This window comes from Wolbachia endosymbiont of Diaphorina citri (assembly GCF_013096535.2).
Taxonomy (GTDB): domain Bacteria; phylum Pseudomonadota; class Alphaproteobacteria; order Rickettsiales; family Anaplasmataceae; genus Wolbachia.
Genome location: NZ_CP051265.2, coordinates 74,717 through 97,824, shown reverse-complemented (window position 1 = coordinate 97,824; position 23,108 = coordinate 74,717). Strand labels below are relative to the sequence as shown.

Annotated in this window: 14 protein-coding genes and 4 pseudogenes; 13 read left to right on the top strand and 5 right to left on the bottom strand. The window is 32.6% G+C overall.

The window, feature by feature from the left end; genetic code table 11:
• Positions 1–33: 33 nt before the first annotated feature.
• Positions 34–255 (bottom strand): hypothetical protein, encoded by a 222-nt coding sequence (locus tag HGO49_RS00435; RefSeq protein WP_172758492.1) that lies wholly within the window; start codon positions 253–255, stop codon positions 34–36.
• Positions 256–571: 316 nt separating this feature from the next.
• On the opposite strand from HGO49_RS00435, the gene HGO49_RS00430 reads away from it, so the two are divergent.
• From HGO49_RS00430 to HGO49_RS00400, 7 genes and pseudogenes are all read left to right on the top strand, one after another.
• Positions 572–1,234 (top strand): exopolysaccharide biosynthesis protein, encoded by a 663-nt coding sequence (locus HGO49_RS00430; protein ID WP_172758493.1) that lies wholly within the window; start codon positions 572–574, stop codon positions 1,232–1,234.
• Positions 1,235–1,428: 194 nt separating this feature from the next.
• A complete protein-coding gene (locus HGO49_RS07430) occupies positions 1,429–1,749 on the top strand; it encodes a transposase (RefSeq protein ID WP_172758443.1) in 321 nt (106 codons plus the stop codon).
• A 224-nt stretch (positions 1,750–1,973) separates the two neighbouring features.
• Positions 1,974–3,046, top strand: a pseudogene (locus tag HGO49_RS00420) (IS481 family transposase).
• A gap of 33 nt (positions 3,047–3,079) precedes the next feature.
• A pseudogene (locus HGO49_RS00415) lies at positions 3,080–3,514 on the top strand (recombinase family protein); the annotation flags it as partial.
• 709 nt (positions 3,515–4,223) lie between these two features.
• A complete protein-coding gene (locus HGO49_RS00410; RefSeq protein ID WP_172758494.1) occupies positions 4,224–5,321 on the top strand; it encodes an ATP-binding protein in 1,098 nt (365 codons plus the stop codon).
• A gap of 132 nt (positions 5,322–5,453) precedes the next feature.
• Complete coding sequence (locus HGO49_RS00405; RefSeq protein WP_237398622.1) at positions 5,454–5,702, top strand: outer membrane protein assembly factor BamE; 249 nt, start codon at positions 5,454–5,456, stop codon at positions 5,700–5,702.
• A 104-nt stretch (positions 5,703–5,806) separates the two neighbouring features.
• Positions 5,807–7,069: pseudogene (locus tag HGO49_RS00400) on the top strand (recombinase family protein); the annotation flags it as partial.
• An 894-nt stretch (positions 7,070–7,963) separates the two neighbouring features.
• Here HGO49_RS00400 and HGO49_RS00395 read toward each other — a convergent pair.
• Positions 7,964–9,481 carry an ankyrin repeat domain-containing protein gene (locus HGO49_RS00395; RefSeq protein WP_172758495.1) on the bottom strand — a complete coding sequence of 506 codons (1,518 nt, stop codon included), beginning with the start codon at positions 9,479–9,481 and terminating at the stop codon, positions 7,964–7,966.
• Positions 9,482–10,366: 885 nt separating this feature from the next.
• Here HGO49_RS00395 and HGO49_RS00390 point away from each other — a divergent pair.
• From HGO49_RS00390 to HGO49_RS00385, 3 genes are all read left to right on the top strand, one after another.
• Complete coding sequence (locus HGO49_RS00390; protein ID WP_237398566.1) at positions 10,367–14,275, top strand: ankyrin repeat domain-containing protein; 3,909 nt, start codon at positions 10,367–10,369, stop codon at positions 14,273–14,275.
• Positions 14,251–16,236, top strand: coding sequence for an ankyrin repeat domain-containing protein (locus tag HGO49_RS07155; RefSeq protein WP_237398565.1), 1,986 nt, complete (start codon positions 14,251–14,253; stop codon positions 16,234–16,236). The genes HGO49_RS00390 and HGO49_RS07155 overlap by 25 nt, the downstream gene beginning before the upstream one ends.
• Positions 16,237–16,579: 343 nt before the next feature.
• Complete coding sequence (locus HGO49_RS00385; RefSeq protein ID WP_172758496.1) at positions 16,580–17,080, top strand: ankyrin repeat domain-containing protein; 501 nt, start codon at positions 16,580–16,582, stop codon at positions 17,078–17,080.
• On the opposite strand, the pseudogene HGO49_RS00380 reads toward HGO49_RS00385, so the two are convergent.
• Together HGO49_RS00380 and odhB are read right to left on the bottom strand one after the other, a co-directional pair.
• A pseudogene (locus HGO49_RS00380) lies at positions 17,077–17,936 on the bottom strand (IS982 family transposase). The gene HGO49_RS00385 and the pseudogene HGO49_RS00380 sit on opposite strands and share 4 nt — an antisense overlap.
• Before the next feature lie 273 nt (positions 17,937–18,209).
• Positions 18,210–19,370: a 2-oxoglutarate dehydrogenase complex dihydrolipoyllysine-residue succinyltransferase gene (gene odhB / locus HGO49_RS00375; protein WP_017531647.1), complete on the bottom strand. Its 1,161-nt coding sequence runs from the start codon at positions 19,368–19,370 to the stop codon at positions 18,210–18,212.
• Positions 19,371–19,521: 151 nt separating this feature from the next.
• Between odhB and HGO49_RS00370 the strand changes: the two genes are divergently transcribed.
• The 3 genes from HGO49_RS00370 to HGO49_RS00360 all read left to right on the top strand — a co-directional run bounded on the left by HGO49_RS00370 (position 19,522) and on the right by HGO49_RS00360 (position 22,251).
• A complete protein-coding gene (locus tag HGO49_RS00370) occupies positions 19,522–20,631 on the top strand; it encodes a hypothetical protein (RefSeq protein ID WP_017531646.1) in 1,110 nt (369 codons plus the stop codon).
• Between the two features lie 305 nt (positions 20,632–20,936).
• Entirely contained in the window at positions 20,937–21,635 is a 699-nt protein-coding gene (gene uppS, locus HGO49_RS00365; RefSeq protein WP_017531645.1) for a polyprenyl diphosphate synthase, read from the top strand.
• A complete protein-coding gene (locus HGO49_RS00360) occupies positions 21,625–22,251 on the top strand; it encodes a phosphatidate cytidylyltransferase (RefSeq protein WP_017531644.1) in 627 nt (208 codons plus the stop codon). Before uppS ends, HGO49_RS00360 begins: the two co-directional genes overlap by 11 nt.
• Positions 22,252–22,544: 293 nt before the next feature.
• Here the strand turns inward: HGO49_RS00360 and coaD are convergent, their stop codons facing one another.
• On the bottom strand, positions 22,545–23,051 hold the full coding sequence (gene coaD, locus HGO49_RS00350) for a pantetheine-phosphate adenylyltransferase (RefSeq protein ID WP_017531643.1): 507 nt from the start codon (positions 23,049–23,051) through the stop codon (positions 22,545–22,547).
• Positions 23,052–23,108: the final 57 nt, after the last annotated feature.

Genomic DNA, 23,108 nt, shown 5'->3' with positions numbered 1-23,108 from the left:
AGCTAGCGTCAAGCTTTCGCTCGCTGTAATAGTTTAAAATAACCCACTTGTTGTACCGACTACAAGAGCCTGATCTCCTTGTTTCATGCGAGAGAATTCTGTATCTCCTTTTAACAGGTCAGTGATTCTTTCCTTGAGCTTTTTGTGATTATTAACACTCTCTATATTTGATGGATCTTCAGTAAATTTCTTTAAATCAAGATCATTTTCTTGTTGAGTGAGAAGATGATCTGAATTTGTTTCATTAGGTAACATTTTTAACCTCACTATTAATTCAATATATTACATTTTATATATGTCATCATTAAGTTAGTGTTAACTTGATTGCTAATATTGGTACAGCTTAAAATAATTTAGCTGGACATAATTTTATAGAGACTCAGATACACAATTCTAGGGTGTGGTAAGGTAAATAACTCAAGAAACTTTGTTCAGCTAAAATAATTAGATTCAAACTGATAAGGCTGTATATAGAATATCAGAGGATTATCCTGATAATAGTGTTAAATCAAGATTGGAATATACGAGTAATTATGCTATTTATTAGGAATGATTTTGTTAAAAAGTAATTGTGCAAAAAAGTGAGAATTTGACTGAAGATAAAAAATTAGCATCTGATATTCTACAAGAGGTTGCAGATGCTGGTAATGCTAATAGTGACAAAGTGACGTTGTTTGAAATTAAAACATCTCTACAAGAACGTGGTTTTGGTATTTTAATAATTATTTTCTCCTTGCCACTATCTGTGCCTATACCAGTTCCACCTGGCTATACAACTATACTTTCCATACCGTTAATCTTATTTTCACTGCAGCTTCTGCTTGGGTTTCATTCTCCCTGGATGCCAAATTGGTTAGAAAGAAAATCCTTTAAACGTTCAACACTAGCCCTTGTGGTCAAAAAAACTTTACCTGCATTAAAAAAAATAGAAAAGTTCATGAAACCAAGAATGTCCTTTATCTTCCTAGAGCCAGGTGAAAAGATTTTGGCATTTATAATGTTAGTTTGTGCGTTGGTGATAGCCAATCCGTTTCCGTTAACTCACTTTATTCCAGCAATCGGTACAACTCTTATTTCACTTGGTATTATGAGTAAGGATGGTCTTGTCTCGATATTTGGAGTGTTGGTATCCTTGTGTGGAATATTATTTGCTCTTATTGTAATAGTTAAAGGTCCACAGCTTATAATGAGTGCGTTTTCTTTTCTAAAAGTTTTGTGCATGGTTAATCTTTAACTGTGAGAACCTATTTTGAAAGGGAATAAAGAAGAGAATAAGATGAGGTAAGCAAAAAATAGGAGAGTAACAAGCGATATAAGTGACAAAGAATGAGAGCCAAGTGTTGCACAAGGAGCGATAGGTCGGCTAAGAAGGCATAATATCAGAATAATTATTAATGCAATAAGATATATAATGGGAGGTGGTTGCCAGTGGAGCAAAAGATTTTTCACCATTGGAGACAGTGTACGACTATTTTCTCAGGTAGTGGCAAATTGGAAAAAATACATGATATGCTAGTAAAAGAGGTAAGAAAAATGGTTGGCAAAAATGAAACACCATCAGTAGGAATAATTGATAGTCAATCAGTGAAGACTACTCAAAAAGGAGCTGGCAAGAAAATAAAGGGTAGAGAACGTCATATTGTTGTAGACACAGTAGGCCTAGTTATTATGGCAGATGTTCACAGTGCAAGCGTTCAAGATCGTCATGTTGCTCTAGATCTTTTTATTCGAGCTAAAGTAAAGCCTTAAAAGATAATTATATCATAAGGATTATTAATATTACCATAATAATATCTGCCATATATAATGAAAATTAACCTTGTTCATAGAAACTAAAACAAAATGAAGAATGTTTCTAAAATATTCCATATACCTTCACACTATAGTGTAATACATCTGTTGTATTAGATAGAACTTGATCTGACACTTTAAAAAAGTAAGTTATAAAATAATAAAAGAAAGGAGTGTTAGATATGAGTACGATACAAAGAAAAATACTAAAACCAAAGTTAGGGTTATTAGAACTAGCAAAGCAATTAGGTAACGTATCACAAGCGTGTAAGGTGATGGGTTATTCGCGTGATACATTTTATCGATTTAAGGAGTTATATGAAAGTGGGGGAGAAGGAGCATTGCATGAAATAAGTAAGAAAAAACCCCTATTAGCAAACAGAGTTTCCGAAGATATAGAAAGGGCAATAATTGGCATAGCTACAGAATTTCCAGCATATGGACAACAAAGAGCTGCAAATGAGCTGAGAAAAAGGGGTGTAATAATTTCCGAAGGTGGCGTAAGATCTGTATGGCTAAGAAATGACATTGAAACGTTCAAAAAAAGACTTAAAGCCCTTGAAGCAAAGGTTGCACAAGACGGCATAATTTTAACTGAAGAGCAACTTGCAGCATTGGAAAAAGTTAAAGAGCAAAGATGGTGAAATTGAAACAGAACACTCAGGTTATTTAGGATCTCAAGATACTTATTATGTAGGCAACATCAAGGGTATAGGAAGAATCTATCAGCAAACTTTTATTGATACTTATTCGAGAGTGGCTTTTGCTAAGCTTTATACAGATAAAACTGCTATTACCGCTGCTGACTTGCTGAATGATAGAGTAATACCATTTTTTGATGTACAAAGCGTGCCATTATTGCGCATTTTGACCGATAGAGGTACAGAATATTGTGGCAAACCAGAAAATCATGCTTATCAGCTTTATTTGGGAATTGAAAATATTGATCATTCAAGAACTAAAGCCAATTTACCACAAACTAATGGCATATGTGAGAGGTTTCATAAAACTATGCAAGATGAGTGTTACAATATTATCTTTAGAAAGAAAATCTACAGTTCTTTAGAAGATTTGCAGATAGATGTTGATCATTGGTTACGCTCTTACAATGAGACCAGGCCTCACTCAGGTAAATATTGCTATGCCTATGCAGACTTTTCTTGATAGCAAATACATTGCTTTTCAGAAAAATATTAGTAACGTTAAACAAGAGACTGATATTAGTTTTAACTACCTCAATTCTTCTGTCAGTTAATTCATGCCTGTCAGATCAAGTCTAAACTATTACAATTTAAGTTTTGGAAAGCAGAAAGAAATAGTGAAAAAATTAATAAAAGGAGTAATGGTGAGAGAGGATGGAATAGAGGTGAGTTCTGAATCAGAGGAAAAATTTATACCAATAAAGAAGAAAGGAAATAAATGCACGGTAGTAGAACCAGAAGGTAAAACAAACAATGCATTACTGAAAGCAGTGGTAAGGGCTCATCTGTGGAAACGGCAACTAGAAGAGGGAAAATATGCAAGCATAGGGGAACTGAGTGCCAAAATTAATATAGGTACAAGACGCATACAACAAATTTTAAGGTTGAACTATTTAGCACCAAAGATTAAAGAAGACATAGTAAATGGGAGGCAACCGAGAGGTTTAAAATTAGTTGATTTAAGAGAAATACCAATGCTATGGAGTGAGCAATTAGAGAAATTTTATGGATTAGGGGCGTAATTACACCATTTATAAAAAGAACAAAAGGAGAGAAACTGAAAACACCAAAACTATTGAAAGGTATTGCTGAGAAATAGGAAAAATAGCCAAATTGCCGCTACTGCAGTTGATATAGAGGAATCAAGGATCACACCAAAAGATGTTGAGATTGATATAGAAAAGTAAATCAATGTTACAAAAGCTGACACTCAATTATGTGAAGATATCAATATAAGTATTGAAAATTTTAGCATGTTGGATGCAATAGTGACAAAAAATGTATCCAATTTTAGCTGCATATTTTAATGGTAGATCTGGAGAAAAATTTCTGTAGGTATCAAAAAAGTTAACATATATGACTTTCTTATAATAGTCTGAACGAGGATAAAAACATTTTTTTAATCTGTTCGAGTTATTGTAAAAAGGGCTATAACTCGAATAGCATAGTTTATTTAAGTTCCATAAAAATATATGGTAACGGATGTAAACACCAAGTTTTACCTTACGATACTATATACTATTCCAGACCTATCTTGATCATATACAAGGTGCTAACTATAAACAGACTTAACAAAAAAATCTTGTTTTTTTTTATGAATGTGATAAAATTCAGAGTAGTGTGAGAGTGTATTTTTTCTAGAGCTTAATGAAGTACTTAATTCTTAAGATCAGGTCAAAATAAGTAGACTAGATGAATTTATTCTTAGTTTAAAATTATTATAGTACCAAGATGAAAAAAATTGAAACTTCAGAATTGCTAAAAAGAATTGCTATCTGTTTGTTATGCATAGCAATTATGGTCTCTATTGCTCTTTTGTTTGCCTATATGCATACAATGTTGCTTAGTAAAGGATATGAGCTGGCTGCACATTATATTAGCGAAGCTATGCCTGCTGTGTTGCTTACTGTTTTCTTTTTTATCACTTGGTTTATATATGATCAAGTATTTAGTAAAATGAAGGAAGTAGAGCTGCCTATAGAAATAGAATTAGCTAATTCAGATAATAAAACAACATTTGCTGATGTTATAATTGATGCTTCCTTAAAGCAAGAGTTGCAGTTTACTTGCTGTAATCAAATGACAGAAGAAGTGCGTAAAATGTTGAGAAGTCAACGTATTAACTTACAAAAAGATTATATATTATGTGGCCCTCCTGGAAATGGTAAAACACTTATCGCCCGCGCAATTGCAGGTGAATCAAATATGAATTTTATAAGTATCTCAGGTCCAGAACTTATTGGAGTATATATTGGTCATGGTGCACATGCTGTACGCGAGCTTTTTAAAGTAGCGAGAAAACATTCTCCTTGTATAGTATTCATAGATGAAATAGATGCAGTTGCGCAAAAAAGAAGTACCGCTAATAACTCAGCTTACCACTGTCGAGAGAGCTTAACACAGTTACTAACTGAAATAGATGGATTTAAGAGCAGAAAAGATATAATAGTAATTGGTGCAACTAATCTAATCGATGAGATAGATCCAGCACTTATTAGACCTGGACGTTTAGGTCAAGTGGTTAATATACCTAATCCAAGCACGGAAATGAGACAAAAGATATTGGAGCTTTATACTAAAAATATAAAAACTGATGAAAGGCTAAATCTTAAAGATATTGCAGAAGAAACAGGAGGCTATTCTGGAGCTAAGTTAGAGCAGTTAGTAAATGAAGCAAAAAAGTGTGCTGTTTTACGAAGGCAATGTATGGTAGTTAATAAGGAAGATTTCAATTATGCGTTTCACAAGCTAAATCTGAGACAAGGAAGAGGTAAAATGACGTCAGTTTCAGTTCATTCACAGACGGAAAAATCATCTTTATTAACATAAAAATTAAATGTGTGGTTTATAGACTTACTATTGCCCACAAATATAAATGTTTGTTGCATAGCTCTTAATAGCATAACTTTTGCTTGAAATAACTGTTTATATGGTGCAAATTACAGCTTTTGGTTAATAAAAATGCGAATATTAATATTTTTTGCTTTATTGTTTTTAGTGAGCTGCATGTACATTATCTATAATCACAGAGTTTCTGGAATTAATGTTGAGCTGTGGAATAAGGTAAAAGTAGGTGATGATAGAGAAAAAGTAGTTCATACTTTAGGATCACCAACACTAGTATCAAAGTTTGATGAAAATGTTTGGTACTACTATGGAAGTAAATCTCTGCAAATTTCGTTTAATCAGAATGTGAAATTACAGATATAAGAGAAATCTACTTTCCAAAACGTTGGATAAGGTACCTAATACGGCCAAAATTTTAGTAACATGTATTTGTACTTCTTTCTCATAGCATCATATACCCAAGAATAATAAAAAGGCTGGCTTTTTTTAGAAGACATCGAGTAAATTTTGTAGCAGTAACGCAGATATTTGATAATAATACGCCAATGGGAAAGTTCGTACAAACGGTGTTATCAGGAGCAGCACAACTAGAAAGAGAAATGATAGTGGAGAGAGTAAAAAACAAAATAGCAACATCAAAGGAGCAGGGATTGTGGATGGGGGGAACTTTGCCGCTTGGATATGATGTAAAAGATACAGAATTAATAATAAATGAGAAAGAAGCAAAGACGGTGAAACATATATTTGAAAGGTATGTAGAGCTGAAGTCAATGGCAGAATTGGCAAGGGAGTTAAACAGAGAAGGGTACCGAATAAGATCTGATATCTTTAAAAAGGCCACGGTGAGGAGAATAATAACAAATCCAATATATATGGGAAAAATACGGCATTATGAGAAAGAGTATGAAGGAAAGCATGAAGCAATAATAAAAGAGGAAAAATGGCAAAAAGCACAGGAATTGATAAAGAATCAACCATATAGAAAAGCAAGATATGAAGAGGCGCTACTAAAGGGAATAATTAAGTGCAAAAGCTGTGATGTAAACATGACGCTAACGTACTCAAAAAAAGAGAACAAAAGGTATCGATACTACATATGTAATAACCACTTAAGAGGAAAAAATTGTGAATCAATAAATCGAACAATAGTAGCAGGAGAAGTAGAAAAAGAAGTGATAATGAAGACAGAGCAGCTATATGAAAATGGGAAAGAAAAGACCGAAGAAAAATGGAAAAATTTAAGTTTTGGAAAGCAGAAAGAAGTAGTGAAAAAGTTAATAAAGAAAGTAATGGTGAGAGAGGATGGAATAGAAGTGAGTTCTGAATCAGAGGAAAAATTTATACCAATAAAGAAGAAAGGAAATAAATGCACGGTAGTAGAACCAGAAGGTAAAACAAACAATGCGCTACTGAAAGCAGTGGTAAGAGTCCATTCTTGGAAACGGCAACTAGAAGAGGGAAAATACGAAAGTGTGAAAGAGCTAAGTGCCAAAATTAATATAGGTACAAGACGTATACAGCAAATTTTAAGGTTAAATTATTTAGCTCCAAAGATTAAAGAAGATATAATAAATGGGAGGCAGCCAAGGGGTTTGAAATTAGTTGATTTGAGAGAAATACCGATGCTGTGGAGTGAGCAATTAGAGAAATTTTATGGTCTTAATTTACAAAGGCAACAGAAAGAGTATGTGGCCAAAAAACCAATACTTCAAATGCTAACTATGGATTAGAGATAAAAAAGAGCAAGAATATCAATGGTTTATAAATTCAAACACCTGCAATAAAAAAGCTAATGGGCACCTAAATTTAGGCAGTAGGCATCTTAAAATGCTCAATCAATTTAGTGAAATTCAAGAATTTCAATAGCTTAACCGTATAGATATGCAATGAACTGCTTTAAGTTTGATTAAGCATAATTCAAAAAGTCAAGATTTTCAATAACTTACCAAAATCTAATCTATAGTTAGCGTTTCAAAAATTGAGGGAAATCAGTGTTAAAAGCTTAATTATATAACGAAGATAGTGATAATTTTAACTTACATGTGAACCAACCTCAGAGCTTCAAAATTATTGCATAAAAACCTAATGTTCCTGATAGCCCTTCTTCTGCTAAATCATGTAGTTGGTCTGATAAAGGAAATTCTGTGACATTATAAAAGTCAATTCAATCAAACACAAAACTCGAAAAAGTAGAAAGTGTGAAGCAGACAACCTTTTCTGGATCTAGCACAGAAAACTATACTCAAAAGATAATAAACACCGAGAAAGAAAAATAATTTCTTCAGAAGAATCTATAAATTATTAACTCAATATTTCTCAACCCTCCTGCCATTTCTCTGCGTTGAGAATATAGCTTACAATACATTTTTGAGTTTTCTACTACACCTTTACAAGTAGCTATTTAGTAAAGTATGCTAGGTTAACGGAATTGTGAACTGCTGTCTATTTTCATATCACTATTATTAAAATGTAAAGTGTATTAAACAAGACTTGATGTGAGAAATCAGTTGTCATAATATACATGAATCACACAGCAAAGAAAGGAAGAATTTCTCCTTCCTACTCGCTTTAACTTGACACTTAGTCTATTATTTACTAGCTAGACTAGGAACTTATCGACGATGTTATATATTTATCTCTAATGCTTTTTTTAAATTATTCATACTCGCATTTTCTAGATGTGTGTCTACTGCCTCAGGTAGTTCTGTCGGTAGTTTTGTTATAATATCAGGCTTTTCTTCATCCTTCCTTAAAAAAAGTTTTTGACGCCCCTGAAAGACGTCCTTAATTTCATTAGATAAAACTAGTCTTTCTATTCCTTTATCACATTGATCTTTTAAGTAATTATAATATATAGGAAATTCATTTCTATAGTTACTATTTTCTAATGCTCTTTGCAAAACTCCCTTTCGTGCATAACATGTTAATTCATTATCCTTGCATGTTAAAATAACATAAAGTGTGGTAGTACCATCAATAATTTTTGCTTTTATTCTACCAATTTCTGAACAACATTTATCCCAATAACAATGTTTTTCTCTGGGTAGATATTCTGGCTTTTCTGCATTATAACCTTTTATCTTAACCTCCTGCGCTATTAAAAAATCTACTAACTTGTCATCATATTGTTGAGTATTAAGAGCCAAATATAAAGGAGTATGGCCATCATAGTTTTTTTCGTTAACATCAGCTCCATTTTTTAATAGAGCTTTAACTATATTTAAACGACCCCTGATAATAGCCCAGTATAAGGGAGTACGGCCATCATCATTTTTTTTGTTAACATCAGCTCCATTTTTTAATAGAGCTTCAACTATCCTTAATTCACTACTGAACGCAGCACGATGTAAGGCAGTATAGCCCCGATCATTTTTTGCATTAGGACTAGCTGTATTTTCTAATAGGACTTCAACTATCTTTAAATGATTATTGAGAACGGCGGAGTACAAGGTATTGTTGCCACTATAGTCTTTTGCATTAGGATTAGCTCCTTTTTCCAATAGAGCGTTAACTATCTTTAAATTACCATTGATAGCAGCCTCGTGTAAAGTAGTTTCGCCATAATAACCTCTTCCTAAATTAACATCAGCTCTATTTTCTATAAGGTATTTAACTACCTCTAAATGACCACTAAAAACAGCTTTATGTAAGGGAGTATTGCCAGGATTGTTTTTTGCATTAACATCAGCTCCATTTTCTATAAGGTATTTAATTATCTCTAAATGACCACTAAAAACAGCTTTATGTAAGGGAGTATTGCCAGGATTGTTTTTTGCATTAACATCAGCTCCTATTTCTAATAGAACATTAACTATCTCTAAATAACCACCATTAGCAGCACTGTGTAATGGAGTATCGCCATTACTGTTTTTTACCTTAACATCAGCTCCATTTTCTAACAGAGCTTTAACTATATCTAAGCGGCCATTAAGAACTGCTATATGTAATAACGTCAATTTGTAAGAAGATATATTCGGTAATACATCAAACAGATGATTTAGATCAAAGTTTGTTTTTTGCCACCTTTGATATATATCTTTATCTCGTTCCTCTACTTTTCTTTTTATTTGTTCAAATATATTACCGCTGTTTGGGATTACTGCATCTAGTATTTCTTTCCACTGTTCTAATGTTAAAGTCATAACTTTTTTATTCAAATGGTATAATTTAATTATTAATCATTTTTATGAGAAAATCAAGAGTTATGTATTTTTTTTATATTTTATATAAAATTATTAATATCCGCAGAAACATACTAAAAATTAGCGTCATAAAAATCTTGAATGTTTACTTTTTCAAAAAAGGTCGTATATTTTTGAGAACAAGTTGCGTAAAAATAGGATTGTAAAAATAGAAGCTTGCAACCTTTGCAACGAAGTTAGGCAAACCAGTTCATATGTAAGTGTGGCTCAATCAGGCTAATATAGCTGGTTTTAGCGTATAATAAAATTATTATAAATAAAAGTTCGCACGGTACACGTGGTAGATCATACGATTCCAAAATAAAAAGCTCTCACGCTTGCTGGTTTTGGGTACAGGAAATGGCTGTATCATTTAAGTTTTTAATGAAGTGTGAGATTAAGTGGATATTAATTTATTTAAAAATAGAAAAGAGCAGTTAGTGCATTGCAGTAAAAAAAAGAAGTGTATCTGCAAGCACTGGCTTTAGTTTTAAAAATACAAACTAAAATAAAATGCTAAAAAGTTCTTGCTCTGCTAGATCTTTTTAGCTATAAGGTAATTCAATATAATGAATACATGGGGCGTTAGATGAATTGTATTATGTACATCATTCAGAAAGCAATCCTGGCTTTTTTAAGAATATACCTAGTCTAGTAAGAAATCAAAAGAAAGGCACACTGTTACTCAGCAATCAAAGTTACTTAGGGTTACCGTAAGACTTCTACAGCAAATTGGTTTGGTACAGCTGCATAAGAATCAAATGAATTAGATGTCAAAACCGATCTTCAGAAAAGAGGTTTACGACCAAACAATTCAAATATGAATATTAAAATATAGGGGGCTTTATGTTAAGTAAAGAAAATACAAAGGAACAAGTAACAGATAATCAATCTAGGTTAATAAGAATGCAAAAAGAAGACACACTGCCATCTAGTAGTCAGCAAATATTAAAGCTGCCAGAAGGTTTTACAATAGGGGAAGCAATTGGAGGAGGGGATTGTTTCTTTCACGCAGTTGCACAAGGACTTAAGCAATTAAAACCTGAAATGAACTTTACTGTGAAGTCTTTGAGGGAAGTTTGTAGGAAGCAAGCTTTAAGTAGTCAAGAAATGAAAAAAAAGATTATAGCAGATGCTAGAAACCGTGGAGATTCTAAAGTAATACTTCCAGAGCCTGGTATTGATAATGATGAATTATGGAAAACTTATTTGATTTATATAGAATACAGTATTGAAGATATAGAAAAAATGCAGAGGGATAATAAGGACGTGTTTTCATCATTAACTGGTTTAAAGTATGGAAATACGTTGCAGATTCCTATATGGGGTAGGCCTGAAATTGAGGGAAGAATGATTTGTAATGAATATAATGTTAAGCTGCATGTTATTGAAGATCTTCCCATATATGGATGGTCAGGGTCTCTTATTGATGGATTAGGATCCAAATTTGTAAGTACAGATTATAATGAAAAAGATACTATACATATAATAAATGGAGGATATTCTCATTTTGAGCCAATACTCAGAAAGGAAGTTCAGAAAACATTACCTTATTCTGACCTAACTCAAGTTCAGAGTATGTTGAAAGAACTGTCCTTGGAGCAAATATATGAAGAATTTATTAATACTATAGAGGACTGTAGTCTTTTAGAAATGGAAAAGCTTAAAAAGCTAAAAGTTTTTTTTAGAGCACATCCAACCTTGGATGTTAATTTTCGGGTTAATCAACGTGGTGATACACTGTTACATATTGCTGTTCGTAATGACGAGTTAGAAATTATCAGGTCTCTATTGAGAAAAAGAGCTAACGCTAATATTTTAAACATGGAGGGTAAGACTTCCATAGACATCGCTAGAAGTAATAACAGGAAGGGTATTGCTAAGATACTGCAACCACTTGTTTCGTATAAAAGAATTGATGTCCCAGGAGATGGTAGTTGCCTATTTTGGTCTGTTGCTTTAGCTTATTTAACTCCTGTAAAATTTGACAATAATAAATTCTGCAAGAGATTTTACCAATTATTTGGAGACGGCCATGATGTACAAACAATCCAAAGGCTAATCCAAGGTGATGTACATATTTGCCAAAATGATATGCTAAGGTGGTTAGTAGAGAAAATATTTCGTGAAAGAGTTGTTGAAAAAATGCGTTCGTTTCAAGAGGAATTGAAAGACGAGATTAGTATGATAGACTTTTTTGAGAGTAAAAATGAAGGTTATATAACAAATGGTAGCTTTAAAGAAAAATTTCTTTCTGATTTTGGCTCTGAAATTGAAGTTAAGCAGCAGTATGGAATCGAGTCTAGTAAACTCCAGCCTAGCCACTTCAATAGTAATGCAGTAGATGACATTTGTATTGAGCTTGAGAAGATACATAACCCTAAAAAGGTTCGTAAATTTCAATTTGAAGCATATTTAGAATGTATGAGGAGTCCTAAAGCTTGGGGTGGTACATATGAGATAAAAGCAATGTCCCAGCTATTAGAAACTGCAATAACAGTATATAAGGAAAATTCATCCGAAACTTATGGTAAACAAAGAGAATGTCATAATAATGAAATACGCTTGTTTTATAAAAATAGGAATCACTGTCAATTTTACCAAACAGAATATTCAGATTTAGTAAAGTTTGTTCAGAGCTTTGTACAATCATTTGAAATGAAGCTTATTATATATTCTACATTTGGAGAGATGATAAGAAGGAAAAAAGAAGTGCTTCCACAAGAAGTAATTAACAAAGATTTCGTACGAAGCATCTTTGGATTTTCAGTATGTAGAGGTGTAAGGACAATAGGTGGTGAGAGAGCATATAGGAGCAGAAGTTTTTCTTGTCTATCAGATTTAATAGAAATGTTTGACAGTTGTAAGCTCATTTTTAGGAAAGTGTTAGTAGATGCTGGGTGTGATATTTTTCAAAGCTTTGAAGCACAACTTGAGAAAATTGGTTTTGATCAAGTTTCAAGTGTAGTAGAGGATATTGTGGATAAGATAATTCAATATTATATTCAAAAAGAATATGATAGGAGTGTAGATGGTGCAAGCATAGTTGAAGCTCTTGTTCTAGATAAATATTCACAGAAAATACATGGTAAAGTGGCACAGTATGGAAAGAGGAGTTATAATATCATAGATCTGTATGAAAATATTGGAATTGTAACGGGGAAAGAAGACTCTCTTATCTATTATGAAAAAAGAGATAAATCTAGTCAGTATGGTTATCGTCGTCTTTTTATATGTGAGAAGTTGAGAAAAGTGTATGATGAAGTAAAAACTACAAGTACGGAATTTGAGGATTACGTATATACTTTAGATCAACAAAGCTTTGTAAACACTGTGGAAGAGGTGTTCTCTATTGTTAATGAAGAGATTCAAATACCAAGTAGAGGAAAATGGAATAATCTTGTCGAACAGGTTAGATCACACATTGAGAAAGAAGCAGAGTCTTTATTTAAGGAAATTAAGTTTCTTCATAGAAAAAGAAAAACAAGCCTACTCTGTCGTCAAGAATCTTTAATCACAGCAGAAAAAAGAAAGCCCATTAGTGCTCGAGATACGGCAGCAAGCATAAAGCGGCTAAAAAAATCTGAAAAAAATCTTGAATATATGTCTTTAGTAAAAGACAGTCTAGTAAAGTTACAAGATTTAGCTTATTATTCTAAGCTAGAAAAAATATTTAAAAGCCATACTGAGGAAATTTTTCAAGAGTATAAGAAATCCTTTGAATTACATTATAATGACACAAAAAAAACTGATGGATTTCAGCTTAGTATAAAGGGAATTAATCAATCTTTCTTTTCTATAAAAAGATTTAAATCTAAATTGAAGAAACAGAAGCTTAAAGATGTGTGTCCCGCAGTAGATGACTTTACAGGAAGGCAAGAGCAAGTAAAAAGGATATGTCAAGAACTGCAAAAGGAAAAAGGAGCAGTGGTAGTAATAACTGGTAAATATGGCATGGGCAAAACTCAACTGGCTAGAAAGTGTGCTGAGGAAAGTAGAGAAAGTTATAGCCATATCTATGAGATAGAAGACAGTAACATGTTACCTATAGAGAGGCGTTTTTCTTCTTTAACCAAAAGGAAATTAGGTATATATATGGAAGAAAAAAAATCACTAATAGGAAGTAAAAAATGTCTAATTATTTGTCATAATGCTAAAAGAGAAGACATAGAAGAGGTTCTAGAGGTAGAGGATCGAGTAGGTTTTGATTTTTTATTCACTTTTCCTGATCAGCCTTGTAAAGGCGTAGTAGAAGTCGCTTTGGATGCTTTTGAAGAAGATCAAGCTGTACAACTTACTAAAAGAATTTTAGGAATAGTAGATAAATCACAAGACGAACAAATAAAAGTATTTGTAAAAAGGCTTGAAGGTTTTCCATTAGCTATAAAGCTAGCAGCAGCTTATATTAGAAATAGTAAGTTAAGTAATTCAAAAGAAGCATTTGGAATTCATGAATATTTAATAAAATATGAAGATCTTGATCAGGTAATTCCAAAAAATAATAAGCAGGACAAATATGATAGGGTTTTATTAGTAACAACAGGCATTTCCATGGAGGTAATGGAAAAGAAAAATGGTGGAGTACCTTTTAGGTGTTTGAAAGTTATGGCTCATTTGGGTAATAGCTACATTGACCCTGATATGTTTTTAGTTTTGGTTGAACTAGAGTCTACTTTCAAATTGATGGAAAATTATTCTCTGCTTGATATAGAAATGATAGGCAGAAAAAAATGTATGTTATACATGAATCGATAAAAGAAGCCATACGTTCGCAAATCGCTGAAGATCAAAAGGAGGATATACTGCTAACTGCTGTGGAAATATTTGAAGATGAATTTAGCAATTTGTTGGAAAAAACTGATACTTTGCATCTTATAGCCTTAGTCGATTACCTTGGAAACTATAACACTTTTAAAGAAGAAGAGCCTTTTGTGATTAGATCTATCACACGTTTACATTTAGAGGGCGAGTATAAGGAAGTTGTCAGGCTTTCAACAAGAATATTGCCGATTATTGAATCTTCAACGGAAAATTCTTTAAAAATTAGATATTTACGTGCCCTTGCGTTAGTTGCATTAGAAGATTGTTCAGGGTTAAAAGAGCTTTTTGAACTCAGAAAAAGCAGCTACAGGGGTTATTTTGAGCAAATGCTTCTAGATCATTTTATAGTTATTACTTACACCATAGAGGAGAAGTATGATTGTGCATTAGATTATTTACGAAGTTGTGCTTCTCTACTTTCTGTCAGTGATAACTTATCAAGTAGATTGGCAACTCTATCAATTGATTTGGCTAGAGTATTTGTAATGAAGGAAGAGTATCTATGTGCATTTACAGTATTGTACTACGTTGAACATTTTAAAGTAGAATTTAATTCTACGGGAAAAGATAATTTCTATCAAGATTTTTTTAAAAACCATGACTTATTGTATTTTTCATACCTCAAATACACCCGGACCTTAGGAAAACTTTATAGCATTCAAGATGAAAAATACTTCTATCTTACAACAACATCGCCACATATCAACTTACATAAATTGAATTCATCGATTTTACAAGAATGTTTATTTGATATTCTAAAATACCAAAAGCAAAGTCCTTTCATACTTAGAAGTCCTTTTATTGAAAAAATGATAAGTATGAAAGATAAAAGAAATCTATTAGATGAAGTGTTAACGGAGTTCAACAACTTGATTAGCTCAGGTGAGTTGTATGAAAGCAATCATATAGGTTTTTATAAAAATCTTATACAATTATCTGTTGGGTATGCCTATCTTGGAAAAAAAGGGGCATCACAAGAACTTAAAAACATGCAAGAGTTACAGGAGAGAAGAATAGGGTTAAATCATCTTGGTACTACACAAAAAATGTCTACTGAAAGTGAAAGAAAAAAATGTTTAGAAAAGGAAATAGAGAAAAAATCATTTCTTCCACAATCCAAAGTAATTGATTTTGCTGTTGGTAATACTTTATATGAAGATAGTGTAAATCTATATTGTAGAAACAGTATAAGCTTTTTACACTATGTTGTCACTGCTAGCTCAGATATTATTGAATACCTTACAGATAAATGGGCTAATATGAATCTAAAATTCAGTAGTCTCTTAAATATTATTCCTAGCCTTTTAGAGCGAGGAGCTTGCATAAATCTACAAGATAAGCGTGGTAGGGGGGTTCTGCACTATGCTGTTATTGCTGGTCACCTAAATATTGTTAAATACTTTGTAGAAAAAGGAGCTAATGTAAATCTACAGGATAGAAATGGTGTTAGTCCTCTAGAATACGCTGTTATCGCTGGTCGCTTAGATATTATTGAATACCTTTTAGAGCAAGGGGCTACTATGAATCTAGAATGCAAAGATCTTTTGCTTTATTGTATTGCTACTCATGGCCAAAAAGCGCAATCAATTATGTCCTCAGGCCCTTGTTCTTCGGACTTAAAAGTGCAATCACATAGAAAACGACAGAAGACAACTATACATTTAGATAAGTCTAAGAAAAGGAGATTAGAAAATACAAGTGCAACATCTCAGGAAAATACGCCTAATATACAACTGCTTCAAGGTAACATATCAGACATATCAATGCAATTTGAAGATCTTGATCATAGAATGCAAGGTGACATTTGTAATAAGTTAGAGGAAAAAGTTAATAATCAATTGGAAAATAGTGATTCACAGAAGTTAGTTGACAATAGGTACTGGTGTATGCAATAAAATGAAGAAGAATAAGTAATAAGGTATCTGTACCTTCATTTAACAGAATGGCGGTAGACCAACGCATCCCAAGACAAACTCTTCTCACATCTCTTGGTTTTGAAGGCTAGAAATGGACATATTACTTAAGTTTTTAACATTGTATGCTGCTAAATTAGTAGCAATTTATCTTAAGAGTCCTGAACAGACAAAATCTTTGAAACCAAAAAGAAACTTCTTTCTAAAATAATTGCATATAGCTGTAACGGTTAGTTTTTTATGAGAAAAAACTTGTTATATGCCAAAAATATCTATGCTATAGATAATGTATTTTACATAATTTAGTAGCAACTTTGGAGGGTTTATGAGAGGAATTGATAGAAAATTATTCGATGCTGTAGAGCAAGGCAATCTTGATAGAGTGCAAAGATGTCTTAATGAAGGAGCTGATGTACTGGCAAGAAATAATCATCATACATTATTACATGCAGCAGTTAGTAGTAATAAAGAAGAAATAATAAAATTAGTTTTAAATAAAATCAAAGAAACGCAGAGCCAGTATATTGACGCTAAGGATACAGAAGGTGATACGCCATTGATGTGGGCTGCTGAAAGTGGGAGGGTAAATGCAGCAGAGGTATTATTAGATCATGGTGCAAGTACTGAAGTAAAAAATAATTATGGTATGACAGCATTACATTGGGCTGCAAAAGAAAATGAATCGAGAGTTGCAAAACTTCTAATTGATAAGGGGGCTGATGTGTATGCTGAAGATAAGGATGGTAAAAAGCCAATCGACCTTGCCAGAGAGAGAAATCATTCAAGTGTTGAGAAATTACTTTATGAAACCCCAGTTGCGGATTAATCAATACAGTAAAATGTAGAAATAGAGGGCTTTTTAGGCTTCATAGAATATGAAACTAATGTGGAAAAGATGTGCACCAAGAAATTTATTGGAGACCTGTGTCTTGAATGCTCAAGATCAAGTCTGTTTTTGAGGTAACCAAAAACTGTTTCAATAATCGACCTTTTTCTTAAAAAAATCTTTTCTTCAAGAAGCATTAATGTATTTTTCATACCTTTTTTTACTTTGGTAACGAGTTTTATTCCTCTATCGAAGAGTTTTGCAAAGAGCTCTTTCTTTATATAGCCCTTATCACCAAACAAAAGACCAGTCAGTTTTTCAGTTAATTTTGGTACTGGTTTTCTGTCGTCAACGTTACCTTTAGTCATTGTAACTCCTTGAATTTCACCTTTTTCATTAATTACCATATGCAATTTAAAACCCAAAAACCAGCCATATGTAGTCTTTCCAAGCTTTGCCAATCCTTTGAAAACTTTGTTTCTTGAGATTCTTTTTGGATGGCAAACAGCGATAGAAGTTGCATCTATGTACGAAATTCCGGTCATTTTTGACTGCTCACAAAGCCACTTTAACAAGAGCACTAAATACCTTTTAGCCTAATAAATCTACTATATGTTGGCAAATTTTGAAACTCAGATCCATGTAGTGCTTTCAAATAATATGTATAGAAAGATTTAAAGTCCTCACATCTAGATTGTTGATAAAGTAAAATTATAGTAAGAATTTCAGAATGCGTAATCCCTGGCGTTCTGGTAGGTTTTTTACTGTTTGGCAGGAGTTTTTCTGCGAAATTTTTGTTTATAGCCTTGCAAAAATCGTCTACAAAGCAAAATAATTCTGTTACATTTTTATTCATGGGTAACCTCTCTATTTTTTGATAATATGTTTCCGGAGTTTACCCTATTTTCCCGGCTTTTTCACTGACTTCTAATCCTCAACTGGGGTTATAGAAGCTGGAATTCCAGTGTCAGCTACTTTAGATAACACCAAAGGGGCTAGTCGAATTTTTTAGGCATAGATCACAATGTCCGTACAGTAAGCACTGACCATTTTTTGTATAAGTTACCTTTGCAAATGTTTGTACAGCTGTAACACCCATCTTGAAAACTTCTTGTCGCTTTTAACCTGCTTAAATTTCTAAAATCAATCTATTTGGATCTTCTATGTAATTTTTGATTTTCACAAGGAAAGTAACTGCCCCTTTACCGTCAACTATTCTGTGGTCGTAAGAGAGAGCAATGTACATCATTGGTCTGATTTCAATTGAGCTACCTACAGCAACTGGTCTATTTTGTATTGAGTGCATGCCAAGTATTCCAGATTGGGGAGGGTTGATTATTGGAGTAGAAAGAAGTGAACCGTATACACCACCGTTTGAGATAGTAAATGTTGCACCTTCCATTTCCGATACTTGCAGCTTACCTTCTCGTGCTTTTTTGCCAAGGGCAACTAAAGTTAGTTCAATTTCAGCAAATGACATTTGATCAGCATTGCGAATAACCGGTACAACAAGACCTTTATCAGTGCCAACAGCAACACCTATGTCATAGTAATTTTTATATATGATTTCATCACCTGAAATTTCAGCGTTAATCTCACGAATTTCTTTTAGTGCTTGCACTGCTGCCTTTATAAAAAACGACATGAAACCCAGTTTTATTCCATATTTCTTTTCAAAAGTTTCTTTATACTTTGCCCTCAGATCCATGACGTTTTTCATGTCAATTTCATTGAACGTGGTCAGTATTGCAGCAGTATTTTGCGATGCTTTTAAACGAGCAGCAATGACTTGCCTTATTTTGCTCATTTTCACTCGTTCTTCTCTTCTCTCTCCATTTGCTACGCTTTTTGGCGATTCATATTGTTTTACCGCAGGTTGTTCAGCCTTACTCATATGGTCTATCACATCTGCTTTGGTTACTCTGCCTCCCATGCCAGTTCCTTTTACACTTTCTGCACTGATTGCATTTTCTTCCATAATTTTACGAGCTGAAGGGGCATCTTTTTTAGCAGCGCTTTCGCCCTTATTTTCTTCTTTCATTCCTCCTACAGCAAGTTTTGCCAATAATTGATCAGGGCTGATTACATCATCTTCTTTCACAAGAAATTCGGTTATTTGTCCTGAAGCTTCTGCGGTTAGTTCTAGTGCCGTTTTGTCAGTCTCAATTTCAAAGATCAAGTCATCTACTTTTACTGCTTCGCCAATATTTTTCTTTATTTTTATTATACCTTCCGTAACCGATTCACCACCAAGAGTTTTTGGTGCTCTGATTTCTATAATTTTGCTCATAAAATAACTTCTACATAAAACTTTCTATAAATTTATACATGAAAAGAGACATGTAATAAACTAATAAATTCATTAGGCCTTTTGTCATAACGCTTGATTATTTCTTTCAATATATTTAAACTTAAAATATTAGGTAATTTAGAATAAGATTATGGATTTTGATAAAGCAGGCAATGCAGAAGACTTAGGTAATGAAAAACTTCAACTGATATGTAAGGCTTATGGCATAGAATTACTATCAGATCAAAGAGTTGTTGATGGCATCAATTCAATGGATAAAAGTAAAATTAAAATCTTATGCAAGTTTAACAAGAAGTTTAGTTGCGAAGATATTAAAGAATTACTATTAAATAAAGAAATTGTTAATAACATCAACGGTTGCGATGATGAAATGTTTAGGTCCATGCTAAATGATGAACCTTCGAGGGAAAAGATTCTAGAAATACTAAAAGGTGAGGAGTTTTGCAATACCAATAATGAATTCGAAAGTAGTGATAGTGAGGAGAATGGAGAAGATTATGGGTATTATGATAATTTTGATTACGAGGAAGATGAAAAAAATGATCCGAATAGCTTCGCTAAAGAAGCACTAGGAAATAAAGGAATTAATGAAAAACATGTTGATGATGTTCAGTCTTGCAACGATGCAGATGTGGGAATACCACTAGAAAATCAAAATGCTATTAGGAATATCCGTTTTATTCAATGGATGATAGTTGAGTGTGATGGTAAGCTTAGTGAGCAAAATGTTACAGAATTACTAAAAGATTCGAGTTCTATTGATCGAATTAACTCTATTGGTGATAAAAAGCTTCAACTTATACTCAAGAGTGATAAGTTTAGTGGTGAAAATATTATAGAGTTATTAGGAAATCAAAGAGTTGTTGAATACCTCTGTTTTATTGATTATGAAAAATTTGAACTCATTCATAATAGCGATAAGTTTAATAGTAGCAATTATACTAGTAGCAGTTACAAGATTATAAGGTTGCTAGAAAATCAACAAGTTGTTGAGAACATCAATTTTATTGATTATGAAAAACTTAAATTCATACTTTGTAATGATAAGTTTCTCTTTAGCGATATTGTAAAACTACTAAAAAATCAGGAGGTTGTTGAGAATATCATTTCTTTTAACATTAAAAAATGTAGTCATTCTAGTCTTAGCGATATTATAAAACTACTAGAAGATAAAAATGGGCCTAGTAATGTCTTAAGTGGGACACGGGAAGAAAAAATGCAAGTCAGTTACATATCATGACATAGCTTAAAAAGTGTTTATATCCAAGGTTTTGCTTTATAAATTTAAGAGGGTGTTAAATAAACCATACGCATCAAATTAAGGAAACACGCTCAATTTAGACCATTTTTGCCATATTTCTTAGTAAAATCACTGGTAGCTGACACCGAGGTTCAGAAAACTTTATTCATAGAGTAGAGTATAGACTATCAATGATTTTTCAGTAATAATGTAGTTCAGGTGAATATAGTGAACGTTTTACATAGAAATTAAGCTAACCTAATATGGGTAATATTGATAAAACCGGAATAACAGGTTAAATTAAAATGTTAAATCTAGAATCTCTACCAAAACACTTAGCAATTATTATGGATGGTAATAGTAGGTGGGCAAAAAATCAAGGAAGAGTAAAAATTGATGGTTATAGAAAAGGCAGTGAGGTTGCATTTGATATTGCTAAACATTGCACAACCTTAGCGATATCTTACTTAACTTTGTATGCATTTTCCATGGAAAATTGGCTCAGACCTGAAAACGAAACAGATTGTCTATTTGATTTATTTTACTCTGTTTTAACTAATGAAGATAAAATCAATTTTATTGATAATTCTAACATTAAGTTGAATTTTATTGGCAATTTAAGTCTATTGCCCAGTAAAATATTCGATCAAATTAAAAAAGTAGAGGAAGTAACACATAAGAACGATGGCCTATTACTCACTATTGCAGTTAGTTATGGAGCAAATCAGGAAATTATACATGCTATCAACAACATCATCAAAAGAAATATCGATTGCGTGTTGAAAGAAGACGAATTTGAAAAATTTCTGTATACTAAGGATTTACCAAAATTGGATTTATTAATTCGCACTGGCGGTGAAAAAAGGTTAAGCAATTTTTTATTATGGCAAGCAGCTTATGCTGAATTGTATTTTTGTGATACTTTGTGGCCTGATTTTTCTTGTCAAGATTTGATCAAAGCACTAGAGGATTATACAAAAAGAGAGAAAAAATATGGTAGATAATAATTTTATGGTGAGAACACTGTCCTCAATATTCATATTACTCATATTTTCTTTTGCCACATATCTCAGTGATTTATCATTTTATCTACTAATTTTTTCAATTGCAGTTCTATCTTCTTTTGAATGGTATAATCTAACTAAAGGCAATAGAATCTTATATATTTTTGCATTACTACTCATTGCACTACCAAATGCATCGCTGATATACTTATATAATCTACCACAGGGAAAATATGAATTAATATGGCTTATTTTAACCATTTGGAGCATCGATATTACCGCTTACCTATTTGGTAAAAACTTTGGTGGTGCTAAAATTTGCCCAATTATTAGTCCTGGAAAGACTTGGTCAGGGCTTTTAGGTGCGGTTTTAGCTGGAGTATTTTGTACAATTTTTGGCTCAATATTTTTGAGTTTATTTCCAATTTTCTATTCCCCAATAATTGGCTTTACAATTGCTATTCTAGCCCAACTTGGAGACTTTACTGAGTCACTCATCAAAAGAGTTTACAATGTTAAAGATAGTGGAGGTATAATACCCGGTCATGGAGGAGTACTTGATCGTATGGATAGTTTCATTTTTACTGCCCCCTTTATTGCTATTTACATAAGCTAAAGAATGAAGTGTTATTAACCTTTGGTCCTTTTTTTTATTCACTGTTTTTACCTCAACAGATTGAAATTCTTCGGAGTTTACTATTTCACTCATGGGCTTACTGCAATAAGGACAATACATTTCTCCTTCTTTATGTAAATATACTACTGGATGACCAGAACCATCATCATTCTCATCACCACGGCAGCAAACTATTAGATTATTATCCCTCACTTCTGACATGTTGCTCCTTTAGTTTATAATATTTTATATATTGAACATACTCATTTGAAAATAAAAAAGACAACGGATATTTATTCTCCATTTTTTACCTGATTTAGATTAGTAAATTCTTTTCGTACACTTTCTGATACAAAGCTGCTAACATCTCCTCCTAATCTCGCTATTTCTTTCACAAAACTTGATGAGATAAATTGAGTATCTTCAGATGCAGGAAGAAATATAGTCTCGATTTCAGGAAGGAGTTTATAATTTACCCAACTCATTTGAAATTCATAATCAAAGTCTGATACTGCTCTGAGCCCCCTGATAATAACAGAGGCATTTTGCTCTTTGGCAAAATTGATTAATAATCCATTGAAAGATATGACATCTGCGTTAATTCCCAGTCCTTTCACTTCATTTTCAGCCATGCTTGTGCGTAGATTTATGTTAAAAATAGTATGCTTGTTAACATTTTCTGCAACACCAATTACTAACTTATCGACTAGCTTACATGCTCTTTTTATTATGTCAAGGTGTCCCAAAGTTATAGGATCAAATGTACCAGGATAAATTCCTATTTTGTTATTAATGTTCATTCTTTGTTTCTATACTTCAAAAACTTTTGATGGACATGATAACGTTTTTTGTCTAAA

What these genes read in the sequence shown, in the direction of transcription:
- HGO49_RS00435 (WP_172758492.1), bottom strand. Translation starts at nt 255, where the DNA reads ATGTTACCTAATGAAACAAATTCAGATCATCTTCTCACTCAACAAGAA.
- HGO49_RS00410 (WP_172758494.1), top strand. Translation starts at nt 4,224, where the DNA reads ATGAAAAAAATTGAAACTTCAGAATTGCTAAAAAGAATTGCTATCTGT.
- HGO49_RS00405 (WP_237398622.1), top strand. Translation starts at nt 5,454, where the DNA reads ATGCGAATATTAATATTTTTTGCTTTATTGTTTTTAGTGAGCTGCATG.
- HGO49_RS00395 (WP_172758495.1), bottom strand. Translation starts at nt 9,481, where the DNA reads ATGACTTTAACATTAGAACAGTGGAAAGAAATACTAGATGCAGTAATC.
- HGO49_RS00390 (WP_237398566.1), top strand. Translation starts at nt 10,367, where the DNA reads ATGTTAAGTAAAGAAAATACAAAGGAACAAGTAACAGATAATCAATCT.
- HGO49_RS07155 (WP_237398565.1), top strand. Translation starts at nt 14,251, where the DNA reads ATGTATGTTATACATGAATCGATAAAAGAAGCCATACGTTCGCAAATC.
- HGO49_RS00385 (WP_172758496.1), top strand. Translation starts at nt 16,580, where the DNA reads ATGAGAGGAATTGATAGAAAATTATTCGATGCTGTAGAGCAAGGCAAT.
- odhB (WP_017531647.1), bottom strand. Translation starts at nt 19,370, where the DNA reads ATGAGCAAAATTATAGAAATCAGAGCACCAAAAACTCTTGGTGGTGAA.
- HGO49_RS00370 (WP_017531646.1), top strand. Translation starts at nt 19,522, where the DNA reads ATGGATTTTGATAAAGCAGGCAATGCAGAAGACTTAGGTAATGAAAAA.
- uppS (WP_017531645.1), top strand. Translation starts at nt 20,937, where the DNA reads ATGTTAAATCTAGAATCTCTACCAAAACACTTAGCAATTATTATGGAT.
- HGO49_RS00360 (WP_017531644.1), top strand. Translation starts at nt 21,625, where the DNA reads ATGGTAGATAATAATTTTATGGTGAGAACACTGTCCTCAATATTCATA.
- coaD (WP_017531643.1), bottom strand. Translation starts at nt 23,051, where the DNA reads ATGAACATTAATAACAAAATAGGAATTTATCCTGGTACATTTGATCCT.